The organism is Gordonibacter sp. 28C, from assembly GCF_003339845.1.
Lineage (GTDB): Bacteria > Actinomycetota > Coriobacteriia > Coriobacteriales > Eggerthellaceae > Gordonibacter.
Genome location: NZ_PPTR01000015.1, coordinates 55024 through 72667, shown reverse-complemented (window position 1 = coordinate 72667; position 17644 = coordinate 55024). Strand labels below are relative to the sequence as shown.

The window sequence follows — 17644 nt, the reverse complement described above, 5'->3', positions numbered from 1 at the left end:
GTGCGGGTGAAAGGAATCAGGCATGCTGTACGTGTACGAATTCGAGCTATTCAAAGAAGAGGACGGCTGGATTCTCGCGTTCCCGTTCGATTTCAACGGGGGAACCCAAGGGGCCGACGTGGCGGAAGCCACGGAGATGGCAGCCGATTGGCTCAAACTTGAAATCGAGCATCGCCTCATGAACGGCGAGGATATCCCCGAAGCGACGCTCGGCCACGAGCCGCTACGCGAAGGCGGCCGCATTCTGCTCGTGGCCATCGAGGCAAGCCTCGACACCGTCCCCGCCGTGACGGCATCGGAGGCGGCGGAGCTCTTGGGCGTGTCGCGAGCGCGCGTGTCCCAAATGCTCAAAGCCGGCCTGCTCAAAGGCTTTCGCAAGGGGCGCGACTCGTTCATCACGCGCTACAGCGTGGACGCGCGCCTGCGCGAGAAGCCGAAGGCGGGGCGCCCGAAAAAGGCAAAATCGGAAAAGAAACCCACGAAAACGAGCTAGCCGCCGTAGGGGCGGCGACGCTCCACGCCGAAAACAATGCGGCGAGCGCACGATACGGCTCCAAACCGCCCGCGTGCGCTCGCCGCATGTTCGCCTGCGCCGCATCGTATCGCGCCGGGCGGGCAACAACCCGCCCCTACGGTCGACGCCCGAGTCCGCCCGACGCGACAACCGCCCCTACCAGGGAGTCGAGCAGTCGCATCCCGTGCGGATCTGGCCCTTGCCGTCGGCGCGGCGCTTCAGCTGGTCGATCTCCCAACGCTCGAAGATGAGCGCACGGTGCGCGCGGTACACGTCGAACGCGCCCTCGAGCTCGATGCCCGCGCACGTGAACGAGCCGTTGATGGCGCCGTAGAACTCCGCGGCCTTCTCGTTGAAGCCGTTCTCGCGGAACAGGTAGATGCTCGCCGCATGGCTGCGGCCGGAAAGCGGAATGAGCAGCTCGTTGCCGCCCCCCTTGAGGAAAACGCCCTTGTTGTCCAGCGTCACGTTCCTCAGCGCGCGCTCCGCCTCGAAGCGGTCGGCCCACAGCTCCTTGTTCATCTTCGCCCAGTACGCCCAGGCGTTCTCGAAACGACATGCGTCATCGTCGTAGATGGACTTGAAGAAGCATCGGCAGTCCTGTGCCTGCTCGAGGTGCTTCTTGAATTGGGGCCACACGTCGCCGGCGATGCTCGCCAGGGAAAGCAGCTCGCGGTAGTCTTTCGCCTGCGAGGCGGGCACCGCCTTGACCTGCTCCTTCAGTTCCTCGTACTTCATGGCTCTCACTCCTTCACGCCGCTGGGATCGAAATCTCGGCGGCACTTGCTCTCCCGTGCGCGGCCTGTGCGGCACCCGCGCCCCGAACCCTAGCGGCGCGGCTTGTAGATGCGCGCCGTGGTCTTCACGAACCGCACGTCCTCGTCCGCTTCGGCGATCGGCACCTCGAACCCGTCAAGGTAACCCGTCTCGGGTCGTACGTCCGACTCCTCGTAGTACTCCGGCGGCTCGAAGCCGATGCGCGCCATCATGGCCTCGAGCTCTTCGCGAGCCAAAGCCGCCTGCACCGCGTTGCCCATGGCGCGCGCCCGTGCCACGACGCCCTCGTCGCGCGCCGAAGCGGCCACGACCCCGTCGAACACCAGCACCCCGCCGGGACGGAGCACGCGGAACACCTCGCGGAACACCGTTTCGGGGCAATAATCGACGTTGACGCTGCTGTTGGCGAACACCAGGTCGAACGCGCCGTCCTGCAAGCCGGCCGCGGCGAGGTCCTCCGGATAGGCCACGCGGAACTCCATGTTGTTCTCAGGCAGCCCGTTGCGACGCCAAGCATCGTCCATGAAGGAGACGGCGACGTCGATCCATTCGGGCGTGGGGTCGACCCCGACCACGCGGCCCTTCGGGCCGACGTAGTCGGAAAGCTTGACGACCCCCTTTCCCCGTCGGCAGTCGATGTCGAGCACGCGCTTGCCCCGCAGGTCGCCGAGAAGCGTCATCTTGCACTGGCTCGCGAACCCGTACTCGGCGGGAAGCTGCTCGTAGTGCGCCTTCAGATCCTCCACGGCAATCGGCCGCTTTGCATCCGTCATGGTCGCCTCCGCTCCGCCGCGCTGGCTACTTGTACGAAACGCGCGAGTTGTTCACCAGCCATGACAAGGCGGCCTCGCGGCGCGCGAACACCCGCGCCTCGTCGCCCAGGCCCTGCTCCTCCAGCTGCTTGCGGATCTTCTCGCGCTGCTCGGCGTCGTTGCCCGGCATCTGGGCCGTGATGTCCGCATCGGTCAGCTGGATGTCCAGATGGTCGGCGAGCGCGTCGATGGCGCACGTGGCGCGCAGCGCCTCCAGGGGCTGGCCGGGCTGCAAGTCGGCCGGATCGGGATCCTCCACCAGGCGCTTGGACAGCTCGTCCAGCACGAGGTCGGGGAACTGCGCGTCGTTCTTCGCCATGTCGGGCAGGCCGAACTGCTTGGCCACGCCCTCGCGGAACTCGGCAACCGTCGTGGCGGGCTCGAAGTGCTCGGCGACGAGCGCATCGGTCAGCTCCGGCGTGCGGCAGCTCAGGATCTTCTCCACCGTCACCTGCATGGTCAGGCGGGAGGCGTCGCCGTCCTTGGCCAGCGGAAGCTTGATCTTCGCCTCGGCCTCCTTCGTGTCGCCGGCCGCCATGCCGACCAGCTCGTCGTCGAACGTGCGGGGCATCTCGCCGCCGCCCACGTGGTACAGGGAATGCTCGAGGACGAAGTTGGAGGCCGGATTGCCGTCGATGCGGGCGTCCACGGTGGTCACGACCACATGGTCGCCCATGGCCACCCCGCGTTCCTCGGCGATCTCGTGGTACTCCGCCAGGGGTTCGAGCAGCTTCTCGATCTGGGCGTCCACCAGGCTTGCGGGCACCTGGGGCTTCGGCAGGTCGAGCTCGATCGGATCGTACGAGGTGAGCGTGTACTTCTTCATAGCGTTCTTCTCCTTAGCTGTTTGCATTGCTTGTTTTGCGCTGCATTTTGCTTGCATTACACGTTGAGGTCTTCGACACGGCGGCGCAGCTCGCGCTGACGATCCGACAGTATCATATCCGCGTTGTGGGCGAAGTAGGATTCGCTCCCGTACTGGGCGATGTAGCGCGCCGAGCTGGTGCGCGACGTGAGCTCCGTCGTGAACACCGTCATTTCCTGCGCGTCGCCGAACGCCTGCTCCACGAAGGAGAACGCGCGGGAAAGCCGCTCCTCCACGCCGGCCACCCGAGCCTGCAGGGCCTCCGCCTTGCCGGCGAACGCCTGGGACACAAGCTCGTAACCCTCGGCCGGGTCGACGCCTTCCTCGGCGACCCTCGTCAAGGCGGCTATCTCGTCCAGCTCGCGCTCGGCCGTCGCGCGCCTGCCCTTCGACAGGTTGCCTGCGGCCACTCCCAGCTCCAGCTGCGAGGTGCGGGCACGCCCGAGGTCCTCCAGAAGCTCCCGAGCGTCGCCGCCCTCCTCCACGGCGGGCTTCATGCCGCGCAGGTCGTCGCGCAGGGCGACGAGCACGTCGGTGTCGTCGACGATGTCTTTCATGTCGCCGCACACGGCGTCCAGCAAAAGCCCCACGAGCGACAGGCGCTCGTCGAACTCGGCCGCGCTCGCCCGGTCGATTATACCGGCAACGTCGCCGCCCGCCAGGATCTCGTCGATGCGGTAATCGTCGCGGTACTTGTTGAACAGGTCGTAATACGCGGCGAATTCGCGGGCTATCGTCTCGTTCTGCACGTACTGGACCACAAGGTCGTAGTCGACCGTCTTGCCCAACCGCTCGAATATCCCGATCATATCGGACAGGTCGTCCCATCCGCGCGCCGTGACGAACGACTTGCCCTCGAGCGACGCCTCGATGGAGTAGAAGCGGTTCTTCTTGATCTCCAAGAACGTGAGGATGGCCGGGTGCGTCCCCTTCGACACCGCATAGGCCTTCCACGCCTGGAAGTCGGGCTCGACGCTGATCTTCTTCACGCGGTCGAGCGTGACGATGTCGAACTCGTGCACCGACTTGTTGTACTCGGGCGGGTTGCCCGCCGTGACGATGATCCACCCCTCGGGCACGGCATGGCGCCCGAACGTTTTGAACTGCAGGAACTGCAGCATGGAGGGATAGAGCGTCTCGGACACGCAGTTGATCTCGTCGAGGAACAGGATGCCGCGCTTCACCTTGGTCTTCTTCATGTAGGTGTACACGGATGCGATGATCTCGCTCATGGTGTACTCGGACGCCTCGTACTCCAGGCCCTCGAAATCCTCGTGCACGATGAACGGCAGGCCGAGCGCGCTTTGGCGCGTATGGTGCGTCATGGAGTAGGACACCAGTCCCATGCCCAGTTCCTGTGCTATCTGCGCCATGATGGCCGTCTTGCCGATGCCGGGCGCGCCCACCAGGAACACGGGGCGCTGTCGTGCGGTGTCCAGAAGGGGGCGTCCCCGCCCATCGACCGCCAGGTACGCCTCGATAGTATCTTTCACCTGCTGTTTCGCTTCCGCAATGTTCATTGTTCGCTCCTTGAGTCCACCGTTTGCCGCCCTTCGCCTCGCAGGCCCAGCCCGTCGTCCGTCATGTCAGCCCCCTCTCGTCCAAAATGACCTTGAGCGCCCACGGGGGCACCGTCGGGTCCGAGTATCCGTCGTCGAGGAACACGAACACCGCGTCGTAGGCCGGCTGCCTGCGCGGGAACGTGCCCTGCCCGTCCGTGAAGTAGACGAGGCCCCGCAAATCGGCGAACTCGCCCTTCTCCACCAAAAGGTTCACGTAGTCGAACACCGGCCGGAAGTCCGTGCCGCCGAACCCCTTGAGCTCCAGATTCTCCAAATAGAGGTCGAGCTCTTCGAGCGAAGTGATCTTCGTGTCCTCCTGCACGCGCGCGTCGCACTGGATGACGTGGATGTTCACGCGGTCGGTGAAGTTCTCGGCCTGCTTCAGTATGTTGTACGTCTTGCGCATGAACGCCTGCACCAAATCGCCCGACACCGACTCCGACGTGTCGATGGCGATGGCGAAGTCGTGCACCGCGCGGGTCTCCTTGTACTCGAGCGGCTCGATGAGCGGCATGTTGCCGTACTGGTTCAGGCCGTAGGTGTAGTAGATGTAGTCGAACTCGTCGGGGTTCACGCGCATGCGCTCGTGCAGCGTGGCGAAGCGCTTGAGGAACTCCGCGTAGTCGTGCTTCTCCCGGTTCACGGCCTCAAGCGCGGCGGCGAAGTTGCCCGCCCCCTCGCCTTGGCGCAGCATATGGGCTTCGAGCTCGATCTGGATGTGCCGGCTCACGTCCTCCCACTCCTCGGCCACCTCGTCGGTCATACCCTGCTCGTCCTCGCGCCCCGACGCGTCGTCTTGGGAATCGTCGCCCTCCGAGGCGTCGCGCTCGTCCTGGTCGTCGGACGACTCCCGATCTTCGTCGTCCTCGCCGCCGCTCTGCGAGGGCATCTCGGATGCGCCGCGCGTGTCGTCGAGCGACTCGCTCCCTCCCGACGTGGGCAGCTCGCCGCCCTCGCAGTCCTCCGACTCCTGACGCGCCGCGCCCAGGGAGCCGCGGGACGCCCCCTCGGCGTCGTCGCCGTACCAAAGGCCGTGGGTGTCGCGATAGAACATCGGCGCGAGGGAGCGCAAATCCACCTGGCTGCCCTCGTTCGAGAAGAAGCGGTACAGCCGTTCGGCCGTCACCACGCCGCCCACCTGGGCGCGGATGACCTTGAGCGATTCGCGAGCGCGCCGGTCGAAGTTGCTGGGGAACGCCTCGCCCACCAGATCGAGCAGCAGCGACTCGATGGCGATGTCGCACGCGACGTCCCACGGCTGGCGCAGCACCGAGTACAGCATGAACGGATGGCGGAAGATGCAGTGGAACAGGCAGTGGATGACGTCGCGCACCACCTCGTTGGGCGAGAGCTTGAAGCGGGCCACCACGTACTCGGGGTCGAAGTACAGCTTCACGCCGTCGCTGGCTATGCCGTAGATGTCGAAGCTCGGCACGAGCGGCATGCGCCAGAGCGCCCGATCGAGGAAGCGGAACCGCACCGCGAGCGACGTGCGCGCGTCCTCCAGTATGTCGTTGGCCACGGGCAGGCACCGCTCGTAGCGCTCGCGCTTCTCGGCCATGCGATCCTCGGTGGTCAAGCCAACCTTGACCGTGGCGGTGCCTTGGGCGCGCGTGCGCTCCCGTTCTTCGAGGACCACGTCCCCCTCTGCTATGGGCGTCAAGTCTTTCATAGGCGTTTACAAGCTGAAATCCACGCCCGCGCTCGGCATCGTGCGATGCTGCAGCTCGAGCAGGCAGGCGGTGGCTTGCGTCCTCCCCTCGCGCGACGTGGTGCTCAGTTCCGCTTCTACGGTGCTCCCGTCCAACAGGCCCCGGTCGACCAGCCACGCCAGCGCGTCCAGGTCGCCCTGCTCCGCGAAGTAACGGCATGCGGCCGCGCTTTTGCGCTGGAAAATGCCCTCGTACAGCTCCCGGGTGCGCTCGTCGAGGCGCATCGGATGCGTCAGGCGGTACAAGGCCGCCGGCGCGAACTCGCGCATGGTGGCGGCGTGCGTCACCCACGAGTCGTAGTACTCGAAGTCGAACGCGGTTCCCGCCGGCCCGGCGTCGAACAGGTACGACGGGGAGCGGTACCGCGATGAGAGCTCGGGCACCCGGAAGTCGCCCTCGCCGTAGCCGTCGACGGGCTCGGGAAACTCCACGTGCACGAGCGGTATGGTGCGCGCCGTGGAGAACGCGCCGTTGCAGATGCTGTGCAGATGCCCGTGCACATAGAGCTCGTTCACACCCGGCGCGCCGCAGAAGGCCAGGCTCGCGACGTGGGTCACCTGGCGCGGTATCCTCACCACGTCGTCGGGCCCCACGTACAGAAGGCACGTGTCGCCGCCCATCTTGCTGCCGTCGCGCTGGCACAGAAGCCCGTTCTCCAGATAGAACGCGGGATTGTCCGCGTCGAGCGAGATCGACCGGAGGGGCGTGCGCGGCATCAGCTGGTTGTCGCCCTGCACCAGCAACGCGTCCTCGCCGATGAAACGCACGTTCTTCGAAAGGCGCAACGTTTCGAGCGAGGTGTCCAGAAAGGCGCGCTCGCCGATGCGCTCGAGGCTCTCGGGCAAATCGACGCGCACGAGCTGCCGGTTCCCCCGGAACGCCTCGCGGCCCACGGAGAACACGCCCTCGGGCAGCTCCACGACGCGCACGCTCGCGTGGCGCTTGAACGCCTCGTCGCCCACCGCGTGCGTGCCGCGCCGAACCCGGTAGCTCGTCGCCCGGCCCACCAACTCCACGAACACGTCGTGGCGGTACAGCCCGCCCTCGGCGTCGAGCTCGAGGTGCCGGTTTGCCGACGCCACGCTCAGGCCCCCGTCGCCGATGCGCGCCTGCGCGGGCGTATGGTCGAACGCGCGGAAGCCCAGCCGCTCGAGCGCCGCCGGCAGCTCGACGCGCCGGACGGCGGAGAAGGCGAACGCTTCGGGCCCGATTTCCCTCAAACACCTCGGCAGCTGCACCCGCTCCAGCTTGGCGCAGTGGTAGAAGGCCTTTTCGCCCACGAACTCCACCGAATCGGGCAAGCGCATCGAGGACAGGCCCGTCTTCGCGAACGCCATCCGCCCGATGTTCCTCAGGGAGTCGGGCAGGTCCACGTCTTCCAGCATGGTCAGGGAGTCGAAGGCGCGCTCGTCGATGGCGACGCACCCTGCGGGAACCTCGTAGGATGCGCAGGGAACGACGAGCCGGTACAGATGGGTCCGATCGGCGGAGAGCAGCGCCTTCCCGTCGGTGACGAAGCGCGCGTTCTCGGGGTCGACGGTCACACGATCCAGGTTCGGCAGGCCCAGTGGTCGCGCGTCGACGGCCTCCACGAGCGGGCCGAAGTTGACGCAGGCGACGGGCGCGTCCGAAAACGAGTTCCCTTCGAGCCGCACCACGGGAGTCGAAAGCGTGACCTCCTCGAGAGAGCCGCATTGCAGGAACATGGTGGGATCAACCTGCGCGAGCGCCGCGGACAGGCGCACGCGTCTCAAATTGACACAGCCGTCGAACACATGGTTCCCCGCGTACTCGATCGAATCGGGCATCGAGACGCTTTGCAGCTCGTCATGGTCCCTGAACAGGTTCGTGGCAAGGGAGGTGACCGGGGACCCTTCGATGGCCGCCGGGATATCCACGCAGGCCTCGCGCCCCTCGTACGCCACCAGGCGCACCGTGCCGTCTCCGGCGCGGCGGCGATAGCGGTAATCCCCCTGTCGGAACTCTTCCCCAGGCGCATCATCGCGCCTGGTGTACGGGAGAAAGTATCCTTTCGAGACCAGCTCCTCCGCCGGCGAGCGGCGGACGTCCTCTCCCTCGAAGCCCGGCTTCTCCGCCGGCGAGCGGCGGATCCCGTGATCGAAGGCCCACGGATCGTCCTCGAGATGCGCGCCCTTCGCGTCAAGGCCCCACGGCTTGCGGCCGTTGAAGCCGGTCGAGGGCTCGGCGGACGAGGAAAGGCTCCGGGCATCGGAGCTGTTCTCAAAATGATCTTCTTCCCGCAATTGCGTCATTTTAATCCTATAATACAGTACCAACATATCGTTACGGGGGGTTCTTCATGGACGACGCGGCAGACAGCCTGGACATCAACTACGCGAGCGATCTCCAGCTTATCAGATCCATGCATGAAGACGATTCGTTCTGGGACAGCATCCTCGACGCCAAGCTCGACTTCCTCAACAACGGCACCGACCCCAATCTCGCACCCTGCGTCCGGCCGGAGATAGCCGACTCGTGGATACGCTCGTACGAAAACGGCCTCCGCCCCGACGAGGAGAACCTCGGAGAGTACATATCCGAGGAGGCGTACGAGGAAACCTTGACGAAGAACGCCGAGCTCATCGCCACGGTGAAGTCGCTCTTGAGAAGCGTCGAGTCGCTGAACCTGCAAAACGACTACATCTTCGAGTTCCTCGACGCGAACGGGACGCCCTTGGTGCTGATAGGGAACCTGAGGCTGCACCGGTTCGTGGGGCTGAACTACCGCTGCAACGAGCGGAACATGGGCACGAACGCCCACTCCCTGTGCATGCGCTACAAGAAGCCCTTCGTCATCATCGGCCCCGAGCACTACTGCTTCAAGCTCCAGGGCCTCATCGCCTGCGCGGCGCCCCTCATCGACCAGTCCGGCACCAGCATCGGCGCCCTCACGCTCACCCAGCCCATATCGGACAACTCGCTCACGTCGGCCAACAAGAAACTGCTCGCGCACGCGATGAGCCTCGTGTCGTCGCTCGCCACCACCATAAACGGGCAGATGAAGCTCCACGAGTACGACATCCAACTCGCCGAGACCGAGTCGAAGTACAGCAAGGCCTCGCTCGAAGCCCAGCGGTTCGAGGTCATCTCGCGCAACATCATCGGCACCGTCAAGGACGGCATCCTCATCTGCGACGCCCAGGACACGATAACCCTCGCCACGCCGGAGGCGGCGCACATCTTCAAAACGGCACCCGACGAGCTGCTCGGCATGAACGTGAACACCCTCATCAACGACGATCGCAGCTTCGAGGAGGTCATCGAGCAGGGCGGCAGCTCGTCCTTCGCGGTGGACGGCGTGCCCTACGAAGCCAAGATCTCGCGCATTTACGGCAGCGAGCGGGATTTCGAAGGCTACATCGTGTCGCTCAAGGAGGCGAAGCCCCTTGTCTCGATGGGGGCCTCCCGCGACAAGGCCGGCGACGTGGCCACCGTCACGTTCGACGACATCCTGGGAAAGAGCCTGCAGATATCCAAGGCGAAAAGCCTGGCGGCGCGCTTCGCGAAGTCGAACGAGAACATCCTCCTCGCAGGCGAGAGCGGAACGGGCAAGGAGCTGTTCGCCCAAGCCATCCACAACAAGGCTTGCCCGAACGGGCCCTTCATGTCCATCAACTGCGCCGCCATCCCGCCACGCCTGATCGAAAGCGAGCTGTTCGGCTACGAGAGCGGCAGCTTCACCGGCGCGGAACGCGGAGGGAAGCCGGGCAAGATCGAGCTTTCCGACGGAGGAACGCTGTTCCTCGACGAGATAGGCGACATGCCGCTCGAGCTCCAGGCCACGCTTCTGCGCGTCCTGGAAAACAAGCGCGTCATCCGCGTGGGCGGCAAGTCCTACAAGCAGATAGACTTCCGCCTGGTGGCCGCCACGAACCAGAACCTGCCCCAGCTGGTCGAGCAGCATCTGTTCAGGGAAGACCTTCTCTACCGCATCTCGGTGCTCGCCGTCGACCTGCCGCCGCTGCGCGAGCGCCAAGGCGACGCGCTGTACTTCGCGCGCTACTTCTTGAACGAATGCCAGATCAAAACCGGCAACGGCCTGGTGACGCTTTCGGACAAGGCCGCCCGCCTCATCGAGACGTACACGTGGCCGGGAAACGTGCGCCAGCTCAAGCATGCGATCTACTCCGCGTACTACACCTGCGAGGACGGAACGATCTCCGTCGAGGACTTCCCCAGCTACATCGTCAACGCGTCCGGAGCCTCCATCGGCGAGAGCGCCGGGGCCGCGCTTCCCCCGGCGGATTCGGCGCCTCAAAACGAATCGTCTTCATCTTTCAAGGTGCAAAGCGCCCCCGCTTCCGCATCGAGCACCGAAAGCGGCGAACCCTCCTCCGCCGCAAAGGCTCCGCTGCCCACGCTCTCGCTCAAAGAACTCGAGAGCATCGCCATCAACGAGGCCATCCTGCAGGCGGATGGAAACATCGCCACCGCCGCCGCCATCCTCGACATCAGCAAGGCGACGCTGTACCGCAAACTCAAGGAAAACCAGTAGCTTTCCGTTTCGGGCAAAACGCCGCGGGGCTTAAAAACCAATCGGGCTGGAGATGAGCGTTAAGCACCTTCTCCAGCCCGATCAATCAACACAGGCACGGTTCTGTTCGCCATGCCCTCGCCCCCTCGTTCTCAGGCTGCGCCTAGGATACCTGCTGGCAGGCGCCCGGCAGCGTGCCTAGAAGACATATCCGCACTTCTTGCAAGCGGTACGCGTCCCCAACACGTAGCTGCCGCATTCCGGACATATCTTCGTACGTCCCGTCTCGACGCATTCGTTGCAGAGCGGCCGCTCGAACGGCGAGCAGAAAAAGCAGGCCTTCTTCACCTCGGCGTTGAGGTGGTCGACCGCCTTCTCCTCGTCATGGACGACCGGTGCCCCGCACTTCTTGCACGTTTCCCGCTCGTAGGGGTTGTACCACCCGCACTCGGGACACTCGATAGGGAATTTGTAATCCGCCTTCTTATGGCAACGGCGACACCACGGGCTACATGTTCTACAGTTGGGCATGAGCGTTTCGCCTCATCCTAAAACACGCGCTGAATGCCGCCGGACATGGCATGGTTAGTTCGTCGGCGGCTTCGGGGCACCGGGCGCTTTTGGGGCCGTAGGGGCTCCGGGAGCTTTGGGGGCGCCGTCGAGGCCCTGGGGCTTGAGCGAGATTTCCTTGGGAGCGGCAGAAGCAGGAGCCGCAGCCTGGTCCGCAGCCTTGCGGGACTCGTTCAGATCGGCGCCGCACTTCTGGCACGTCTCGTTCGTGGGCTTGTTGAACGCACCGCACTCGAGGCACTTCACAATGGTAACGGTATTAGCTGGTCTGTAACACATGGCTTTCTCTCCTTACGTTCACGTCTTGCCGAGGCTGGCGCCCCGGCGGCAAGCCGGGGCGCCAGCGAGACGATGCGTCTTACTGCTCAGGTACGTAGATCCAGGTACGGGGCATTTCCTTGGCCTTCTCGGCCAGCTCGTCCACCGTGCCGTACTTCATGCAAGCCGCCTGGCAGTGATGCACGCAGGTCGGAAGCTTGCCCATGGCCACGCGATCGGCGCACAGGTCGCACAGCGACGTCATCACGGGCAGGTAATTGTACTCGAACTTGCCGTTGGGCATCTTGCGCGGGCCGTCCTCGAACAGCTGGATGCCGTTCGCTTCGCCAGCCGCCCAGCCGTGCTCGACCTTGCAGGCCATCTCGCAGGAGTGGCAGCCGGTGCACCACGTGTAGTCGATCAGAAGTCCGTATTTTTCCGCCATCTTAGAAACCTCCCTTGCGGGTCACGATCTCGCTGGGCGAGCAGTCATTCTCCTTCGTGACCGGATATATCTTGCAAATTTGGTTCGCGTACGGGGCGCCGTACAGCGTAGGACCGGTAACACCCTGAACCGTGAGGTTGTTGATGTTGGAGTCGAACACGCCGAACAGGTTGGGCTCGGCGCCGTCCGTCTCGGGGAACCACCAGCCGTGCTCGGAGCGCACGGTGTCGGGCTTGAGGGACGCGTTGAAGCGCACGCGCTGCTTGCACTTGCCGCGCATGTTCTCGACCCAGATCCAGTCGCCCTCGCACACGCCGATCTTCGCGGCGGTGTCGGGATGCAGATCGGTCAGCGGGTCGGGATGCGACTCGCGCAGACGCGGAACCTGACGCTCCTCCGAGTGGAAGTACTCCCACGTACGGGCACCGGTGGTGAGCACGTACGGATACTCCTCGAACAGGTCGGGCGTGGAGATCGGGGACTCAGGCGGCTCCTCGTAGTACGGCAGCGGATCGAAGCCCCACGCGTCGAACAGGGTGTTGTACAGCTCGCACTTGCCCGTGTTCGTGTTGAAGCCGGGCTGGCCGTCGTCGCGCAGCCAACCGAGCTCGTGCTTGCGGTACGCCCAGTCGTCCGGCCAGTCGATGACCTTCTCGGTGAGGTCGAGGAACGTCTGGTCGGTCTTGTGCGGCCAACCGGCATGGAAGCGGTTGCCGGACTGGATCCACCACGTCATGAGCTCGACGTCCGTCTCCCACGGGAACAGCCTGGGATTGAGGCGCTTGCCCAGCTCGAGGATGATCTGCTCGTCGGACTTGGCCTCGTAGTAGTCGGCGACCTTGACGATGGAGCGCAGCGGCCACCACCACACGCGAGCGGAGTTACGCTCGCAGCTCATGCCGCAGGGCAGCACGATGTCGGCGCAAGCAACGGCCGTCGGAGTCATGAACACGTCGACCACGACGTTGTAGTCCACCGAGCGCATGGCGTTGTACACGCGCGGGGCATCGGCAGCCATGTTGGCGATGGGGTTCGTGGACTGGATGAACAGCATGCGGATCGGGTACGGCTCGCCGGTCTCGATGGCCAGGAGCACCGTGTCGCCGTTGGCCGTCGGGTCGAAGCCGAGGGCGTGCAGCGGGGAGGTGTCGACGCCGAGCATCTTGCCGAGCATCTCGTCGGAGAGGTTCCACATGCCGCAGCCGTAGGAGTCGGGAATGTCGTAGGCGCAACGCGGGATCATCATGCCGCCGGGCACGTCGATGTCGCCGCAGATGGCGCCGAGGGAGAGCAGAGCCTGGGCCAGAGGAATGCCGCAGACGGTCTGGTCGACCTTGAGGCCCCACTGAATCGTGGAGGGGTTGCCGGAAGCGTAGGCGCGAGCAGCGGCGCGGATGGCCTCGGCGTCGATGCCGGCGATCTCCGCAGCCTTCTCGGGCGGGTAGTCCTTGCAGCGCTCGGCCAGCTCGTCGAAGCCGTAGGTCCAGTTCTCAACGAAGTCGTGATCGTAGAGATCCTCTTCGATGATGACGCCCAGCATGGAGATGACGACCGCGGCGTCGGTGCCGGGACGAACCTGCAGCCAGTGCTCGGCCTTCGAGGCGAGCCAGGTGCAAGAGGGGTCGAGCACGATGAGCTTCGTGCCGCCTTCCTTCATGACGTCGACGATCCAGTGGCCGAAGAAGCCGTCGCCGTTGGACACGAGGGCGTTGTTGCCGCAGATGAGCATGTAGTCCGGGAAGACGTACTCCGGGTCGGCGAAGCGCTTCTCGAGGTGCTGCGAGCAGTCGGCCACGAAGAAGTCGCCCATGAAGCAGTGACCGATGGTCGTACGGGGCAGGTAGCAGGCGTCGCCGGACAGGAAGCCGAGCACGAAGTTCGGGCTGCCGAAGGCGGCGTAGCTCAGGTACGGGGTCTGCCAGCAGATGTTACGGCCGGTGCCCTGCATGGACACGATGGACTCGGGGCCGTAGTCTTCCCAGATGGCGCGAACGTGCTCGGCGATGTCGTCGTACGCCTCGTCCCACGTGATGCGCTCCCACTTGTTCTCGCCGCGCTCGCCGACGCGCTTCAGGGGGTACTTCAAGCGGTCGGGATGGTAGAACGTCTCCACGACGTCCAGGCAGCGCATGCAAAGACGACCCTGGTTGTAGGGGCTCAGCGGGTCGCCTTCGATCTTCTCGACCTTGCCGTCCTTGGTGTAGTACAGAACAGAGCAGCCGTTGTGGCAGCCGGGGGCGGTCCACATGTTCGTACGCGTGACCGTGTACTCACCCTCTTGCCACTGCCAATCTGTTTTGTAGACGTCCTTGTTGACGCCTTCGAGTTCGTTGGTAAGCATACTTGCTATCCCTCTCTCTCTTACGATTCTCGTCGTGCGAGTGGTGCCTAGACTTCCCCGTCTTTCAACGTCGGACGACGAGGCTTCGTCCAGTCGCGTCCCGAAGCATCCTGCGCCTTCTGCTGCCACGCTTCCTTGTTCTTGTTCGGGTCAGCCAGGTGCTGCTTGATGCGCTTCTCTTGGAGCTCCCGATCCAGGTCCAGCCTCTTCTTCTCCTCTGCCATTTGCATGTCCTCCTCTCCGACAAACCTCCGCCATGGTCGAACATGGCCTTACAACGTGAATCAAAAAGGCCCTCGGCGTTGCTTCCTTGCCGGTTGCGCCTTCTGATATAGGTAGTTGCATGCTCCGTGCCAATCGGGCGAAATCATGCCGTTCAATTTGTAAAATGCCTGATAGAAAGGCAAAAAAATGTTTACACGACCTTTTAGCCAACCCAGTCGCTCTCGAAGATCGCCGGGATTGTCTCAATTTGCTTCTCGAATTCGAACGCCTTCCGGCGGCAACGGCTCGCATATTGAGAACGCGCTCGTCCGCTGTTGCAATTTTTGAAAAAACAAGCGGTCGCGACCGATGCCTCCGCCGTCCAAACCGCTATCGGACCGAAAAAGCGATGCGGACACCTCTCGGGGAAGTGTCCGCATCGCGGTCGCGCGAACGGGGAGTCCGTCCACGTCCGACCGAGCAACATGAAACGCGTCGAAAGCTACCGCGTCTCGCCGGCAGGCGAGAGGACCGCCTCCGGCGTTTCCGAAGAAGGAGCGTCGTCAACGCTGTAAAGCTTCGTGAACGACAGCACGACGGCAGCCAGCACGCAGGATGCGCAGATGGCGATGGCGCCCACATGCCAACCGGCCGCTTCGACGACGGCGCCGATGATCGGCGGGCCGAGGAGGATGCCCACGTTGAACCCGATGGACACCACGCCCAAGGCCACGCCCGCAAGCTCGGGCTTCTTGACCGTCTGGGCAGCCATCGTCCACAGCACGCAGGGGAACCCTGCATCGACGAAGCCGTACACGACCACGAAGCCGATGAGGAACGACGGGTTGTCCATGAACATGCCCACGAGCGACGCGATGCCGTAGGCGACCAGCGCCGCAACGCCGAACATCTTGCGGTTCTTGACGCGGTTCAGCAGTGCGCCGATGACCACCGCGGCGATCACGCCGAAGATGGAGAAGTACCCCACCCACATGTTGGCCTGACCCTCGTCCCACGTGAACGTCTGCGCCCAGCACGTGGCGATCCAGTTGACAAAGCCGAAGCAGCCGATGCAGAACAGCATCGTGGACAACGAGAGCACCCAGGCCGAAGGCGACTTGATGCCCTCGACGATGGACACGTCCTCGCTCTCCACGTCGGCATAGCTGTCCTCGGGACGGGGACTTTTCACGCACAGGACGTAGAGCACGAACGCAACGACGCACGCAACGAGCCCGAACCACCACACGCCTTGCCAGCCGAAGCTAGTCGTGAGCAGCGCGCCCAAAAAGAACATGACAGCCTGAGCGCCCATCTGGTACGCCGCCCAAATGCTCATGGGCAGGCCGCGCTTCGCCTCGGGAAACCACATGGCGATGAGCGACGGTCCGATGACCGACATGAGGCCCACGCCCACGCCCTCGACGATACGGCTTGCCATGAGCACGGCCACGCTGTCGGTGAACACACCGATCAGCGAGCCCAGGATGGCGCATATCAAGGCTACGATGCCGCCCCTCTTCGGGCCGAGCTTGTTCAGCACGATGGAAGCCGGGATGGCCATGATGATGCCCACCAGCGAAAACAGCGAGCTCAGCCAGCCGGCCGTGGCCATATCGATGTTGAACGCACCCATGAGGGTGGTCATGCAGGGTGCCACTTTGTTCTGTACGAGCGCCAGCGAAATGCCGGCCAAGATGGTCGCGAACGCGACGATCCAGGCTCGTTTCGTCTTCATAAAACCAATCCTCCGATCACACAGATGCTTGGGTCAAATCGCCGTCGGCACCCGCTGCGCGAGCCGTCGCCTTGTCGGAGTCGTGATCGTACGTCTTCACGAAGAAGAACGCGATCGCGCCAAGGACCGAGGCCACAGCCAGCGGAATGGTGGCGGTTGCCCATCCGTAGTTCTCGATGAAGAAACCGGTCACCGGGGGGCCGAGCAGCGTGCCGATGTTCAGGCCCACGTTTAGAATGCCAATAGCCGTTCCGGAATACTCCGGGCTCTTGGCCGTCGAGGGGCACAGCGTCCAATACACGGTCGGAATGGAGCCCTCGAGGAACGGATAGACGAGGATGAAGGGCAGGATAAGACCAGGTTCCTCCATCCGGAAGCAGACGAACAGGATGAACGTGTACAGCAAAAAGCCGATAACGCCCACGTAACGGCGATTCTTAAGCTTGATGTGGTTCAACAGCCAGCCGATGAAGATGACCACCGGGATCTCGATGGCGTACATGACGGAAACCCACCAGTTCGACTGGTTCATGTCGCCGCCGAAAAGCGTCTGCGCCCAGTACAGCGAGATGTACGTGGCGAAGCCGAAGCAGCAGAACGTGAAGATGGTGCCGGCGATGGTGAGAATCCACGTCGAAGCGGACTTGAAGCCGTCACCGAGCTTGAACTCTTCCTCGTCCTCGCCCTCGGCGTAGTTCGGCGTGCCCTCGGGGGGAGCGTCGACCTTCCACATGTAGAGAATGAGCACGACCACGCAGAACGCCACGCAGAACCACCAGACGCCCTGCCAGCCGAACGCCGTGCTCAGGCCGCCGCCGATGAAGAACAGCAGCGTTTGGGAGCACATCATCCAGGAGCCCCAGAGGCCCATGGGCAGGCCGCGCTTCTCAGCCGGGAACCACATGGAGATGACCGACGGTCCAACCACGGCGATCATGCCCACGCCCACGCCTTCCAGCACGCGGGTGGCCATGAGCACCCAAAGATCGGTCGCGAAGGCGCCGATGATGCCGCCCACGGCCGCGCAGGCCAGCGAGATGACGCCGATCTTCTTCGGGCCCATCTTGTGCATGAGCATGGAGGCCGGGATGGCCGTGATCATGCCCATGATGGTGAACACCGACGTCAGCCAACCGGCATCCGTTTCGCCAATGTTGAAGTAAAGCATGATGACATCGATTACGGGCGGTACCTTGTTCTGGACGTTGGCTAGGGCAAAGCCCCCGAAAAAGGCGATGATGACGACGGTCCACGCCGCCGCAGTCTTTTGCTTTTTAGTCAATCCAACTCCTCCTTATTCCGACAGTCCCCGTTTACATACGAAACCGGCTTCGGAAACGCTCTCGGACTC

The 17644-nt window shown here is 63.9% G+C and carries 15 protein-coding genes; 2 read left to right on the top strand and 13 right to left on the bottom strand.

From position 1 onward, the window contains the following. Positions 1-22 precede the first annotated feature (22 nt). The gene (locus C1878_RS14765) at positions 23-493 is read left to right on the top strand and encodes a helix-turn-helix domain-containing protein (RefSeq protein WP_114602371.1); all 471 of its coding nucleotides are present in this window, start codon (positions 23-25) and stop codon (positions 491-493) included. Positions 494-670: 177 nt separating this feature from the next. Here C1878_RS14765 and C1878_RS14760 read toward each other — a convergent pair whose 3' ends face one another. From C1878_RS14760 to C1878_RS14735, 6 genes are all read right to left on the bottom strand, one after another. Beyond that, the gene (locus C1878_RS14760; RefSeq protein WP_114602370.1) at positions 671-1252 is read right to left on the bottom strand and encodes a hypothetical protein; all 582 of its coding nucleotides are present in this window, start codon (positions 1250-1252) and stop codon (positions 671-673) included. Between the two features lie 89 nt (positions 1253-1341). After that, a complete protein-coding gene (locus tag C1878_RS14755; RefSeq protein WP_114602369.1) occupies positions 1342-2064 on the bottom strand; it encodes a methyltransferase domain-containing protein in 723 nt (240 codons plus the stop codon). 25 nt (positions 2065-2089) lie between these two features. After that, on the bottom strand, positions 2090-2929 hold the full coding sequence (locus C1878_RS14750) for a hypothetical protein (RefSeq protein WP_114602368.1): 840 nt from the start codon (positions 2927-2929) through the stop codon (positions 2090-2092). A gap of 56 nt (positions 2930-2985) precedes the next feature. Then, positions 2986-4488, bottom strand: coding sequence for an ATP-binding protein (locus C1878_RS14745; protein WP_114602367.1), 1503 nt, complete (start codon positions 4486-4488; stop codon positions 2986-2988). A 61-nt stretch (positions 4489-4549) separates the two neighbouring features. After that, a complete protein-coding gene (locus tag C1878_RS14740) occupies positions 4550-6193 on the bottom strand; it encodes a VWA-like domain-containing protein (protein WP_158539841.1) in 1644 nt (547 codons plus the stop codon). A 15-nt stretch (positions 6194-6208) separates the two neighbouring features. After that, the gene (locus C1878_RS14735; protein ID WP_158539840.1) at positions 6209-8515 is read right to left on the bottom strand and encodes a leucine-rich repeat domain-containing protein; all 2307 of its coding nucleotides are present in this window, start codon (positions 8513-8515) and stop codon (positions 6209-6211) included. 47 nt (positions 8516-8562) lie between these two features. On the opposite strand from C1878_RS14735, the gene C1878_RS14730 reads away from it, so the two are divergent. Then, entirely contained in the window at positions 8563-10758 is a 2196-nt protein-coding gene (locus tag C1878_RS14730) for a sigma-54-dependent Fis family transcriptional regulator (protein WP_114602364.1), read from the top strand. A 177-nt stretch (positions 10759-10935) separates the two neighbouring features. Here C1878_RS14730 and C1878_RS16485 read toward each other — a convergent pair whose 3' ends face one another. From C1878_RS16485 to C1878_RS14705, 7 genes are all read right to left on the bottom strand, one after another. Continuing rightward, a complete protein-coding gene (locus C1878_RS16485; protein ID WP_147272964.1) occupies positions 10936-11268 on the bottom strand; it encodes a hypothetical protein in 333 nt (110 codons plus the stop codon). Positions 11269-11322: 54 nt separating this feature from the next. After that, positions 11323-11586: a hypothetical protein gene (locus C1878_RS14725; protein ID WP_114602363.1), complete on the bottom strand. Its 264-nt coding sequence runs from the start codon at positions 11584-11586 to the stop codon at positions 11323-11325. Positions 11587-11665: 79 nt separating this feature from the next. Continuing rightward, on the bottom strand, positions 11666-12010 hold the full coding sequence (locus tag C1878_RS14720) for an oxidoreductase (RefSeq protein WP_114602362.1): 345 nt from the start codon (positions 12008-12010) through the stop codon (positions 11666-11668). Between the two features lies 1 nt (position 12011). After that, on the bottom strand, positions 12012-14351 hold the full coding sequence (locus C1878_RS14715) for a molybdopterin-dependent oxidoreductase (RefSeq protein WP_114602361.1): 2340 nt from the start codon (positions 14349-14351) through the stop codon (positions 12012-12014). A gap of 47 nt (positions 14352-14398) precedes the next feature. Further along, positions 14399-14575, bottom strand: a complete 177-nt coding sequence (locus C1878_RS16645; RefSeq protein ID WP_158539839.1) for a hypothetical protein — start codon at positions 14573-14575, stop codon at positions 14399-14401. 482 nt (positions 14576-15057) lie between these two features. After that, entirely contained in the window at positions 15058-16293 is a 1236-nt protein-coding gene (locus C1878_RS14710; RefSeq protein ID WP_114602360.1) for a CynX/NimT family MFS transporter, read from the bottom strand. 16 nt (positions 16294-16309) lie between these two features. Further along, complete coding sequence (locus tag C1878_RS14705) at positions 16310-17575, bottom strand: nitrate/nitrite transporter (RefSeq protein WP_114602359.1); 1266 nt, start codon at positions 17573-17575, stop codon at positions 16310-16312. Positions 17576-17644: the final 69 nt, after the last annotated feature.

Coding starts and splice junctions, on each gene's coding strand:
- C1878_RS14750 (WP_114602368.1), bottom strand. CDS start 2,929: ATGAAGAAGTACACGCTCACCTCGTACGATCCGATCGAGCTCGACCTG.
- C1878_RS14710 (WP_114602360.1), bottom strand. CDS start 16,293: ATGAAGACGAAACGAGCCTGGATCGTCGCGTTCGCGACCATCTTGGCC.
- C1878_RS14765 (WP_114602371.1), top strand. CDS start 23: ATGCTGTACGTGTACGAATTCGAGCTATTCAAAGAAGAGGACGGCTGG.
- C1878_RS16485 (WP_147272964.1), bottom strand. CDS start 11,268: ATGCCCAACTGTAGAACATGTAGCCCGTGGTGTCGCCGTTGCCATAAG.
- C1878_RS14725 (WP_114602363.1), bottom strand. CDS start 11,586: ATGTGTTACAGACCAGCTAATACCGTTACCATTGTGAAGTGCCTCGAG.
- C1878_RS14720 (WP_114602362.1), bottom strand. CDS start 12,010: ATGGCGGAAAAATACGGACTTCTGATCGACTACACGTGGTGCACCGGC.
- C1878_RS14760 (WP_114602370.1), bottom strand. CDS start 1,252: ATGAAGTACGAGGAACTGAAGGAGCAGGTCAAGGCGGTGCCCGCCTCG.
- C1878_RS14755 (WP_114602369.1), bottom strand. CDS start 2,064: ATGACGGATGCAAAGCGGCCGATTGCCGTGGAGGATCTGAAGGCGCAC.
- C1878_RS14745 (WP_114602367.1), bottom strand. CDS start 4,488: ATGAACATTGCGGAAGCGAAACAGCAGGTGAAAGATACTATCGAGGCG.
- C1878_RS14735 (WP_158539840.1), bottom strand. CDS start 8,515: ATGACGCAATTGCGGGAAGAAGATCATTTTGAGAACAGCTCCGATGCC.
- C1878_RS14730 (WP_114602364.1), top strand. CDS start 8,563: ATGGACGACGCGGCAGACAGCCTGGACATCAACTACGCGAGCGATCTC.
- C1878_RS16645 (WP_158539839.1), bottom strand. CDS start 14,575: ATGGCAGAGGAGAAGAAGAGGCTGGACCTGGATCGGGAGCTCCAAGAG.
- C1878_RS14715 (WP_114602361.1), bottom strand. CDS start 14,351: ATGCTTACCAACGAACTCGAAGGCGTCAACAAGGACGTCTACAAAACA.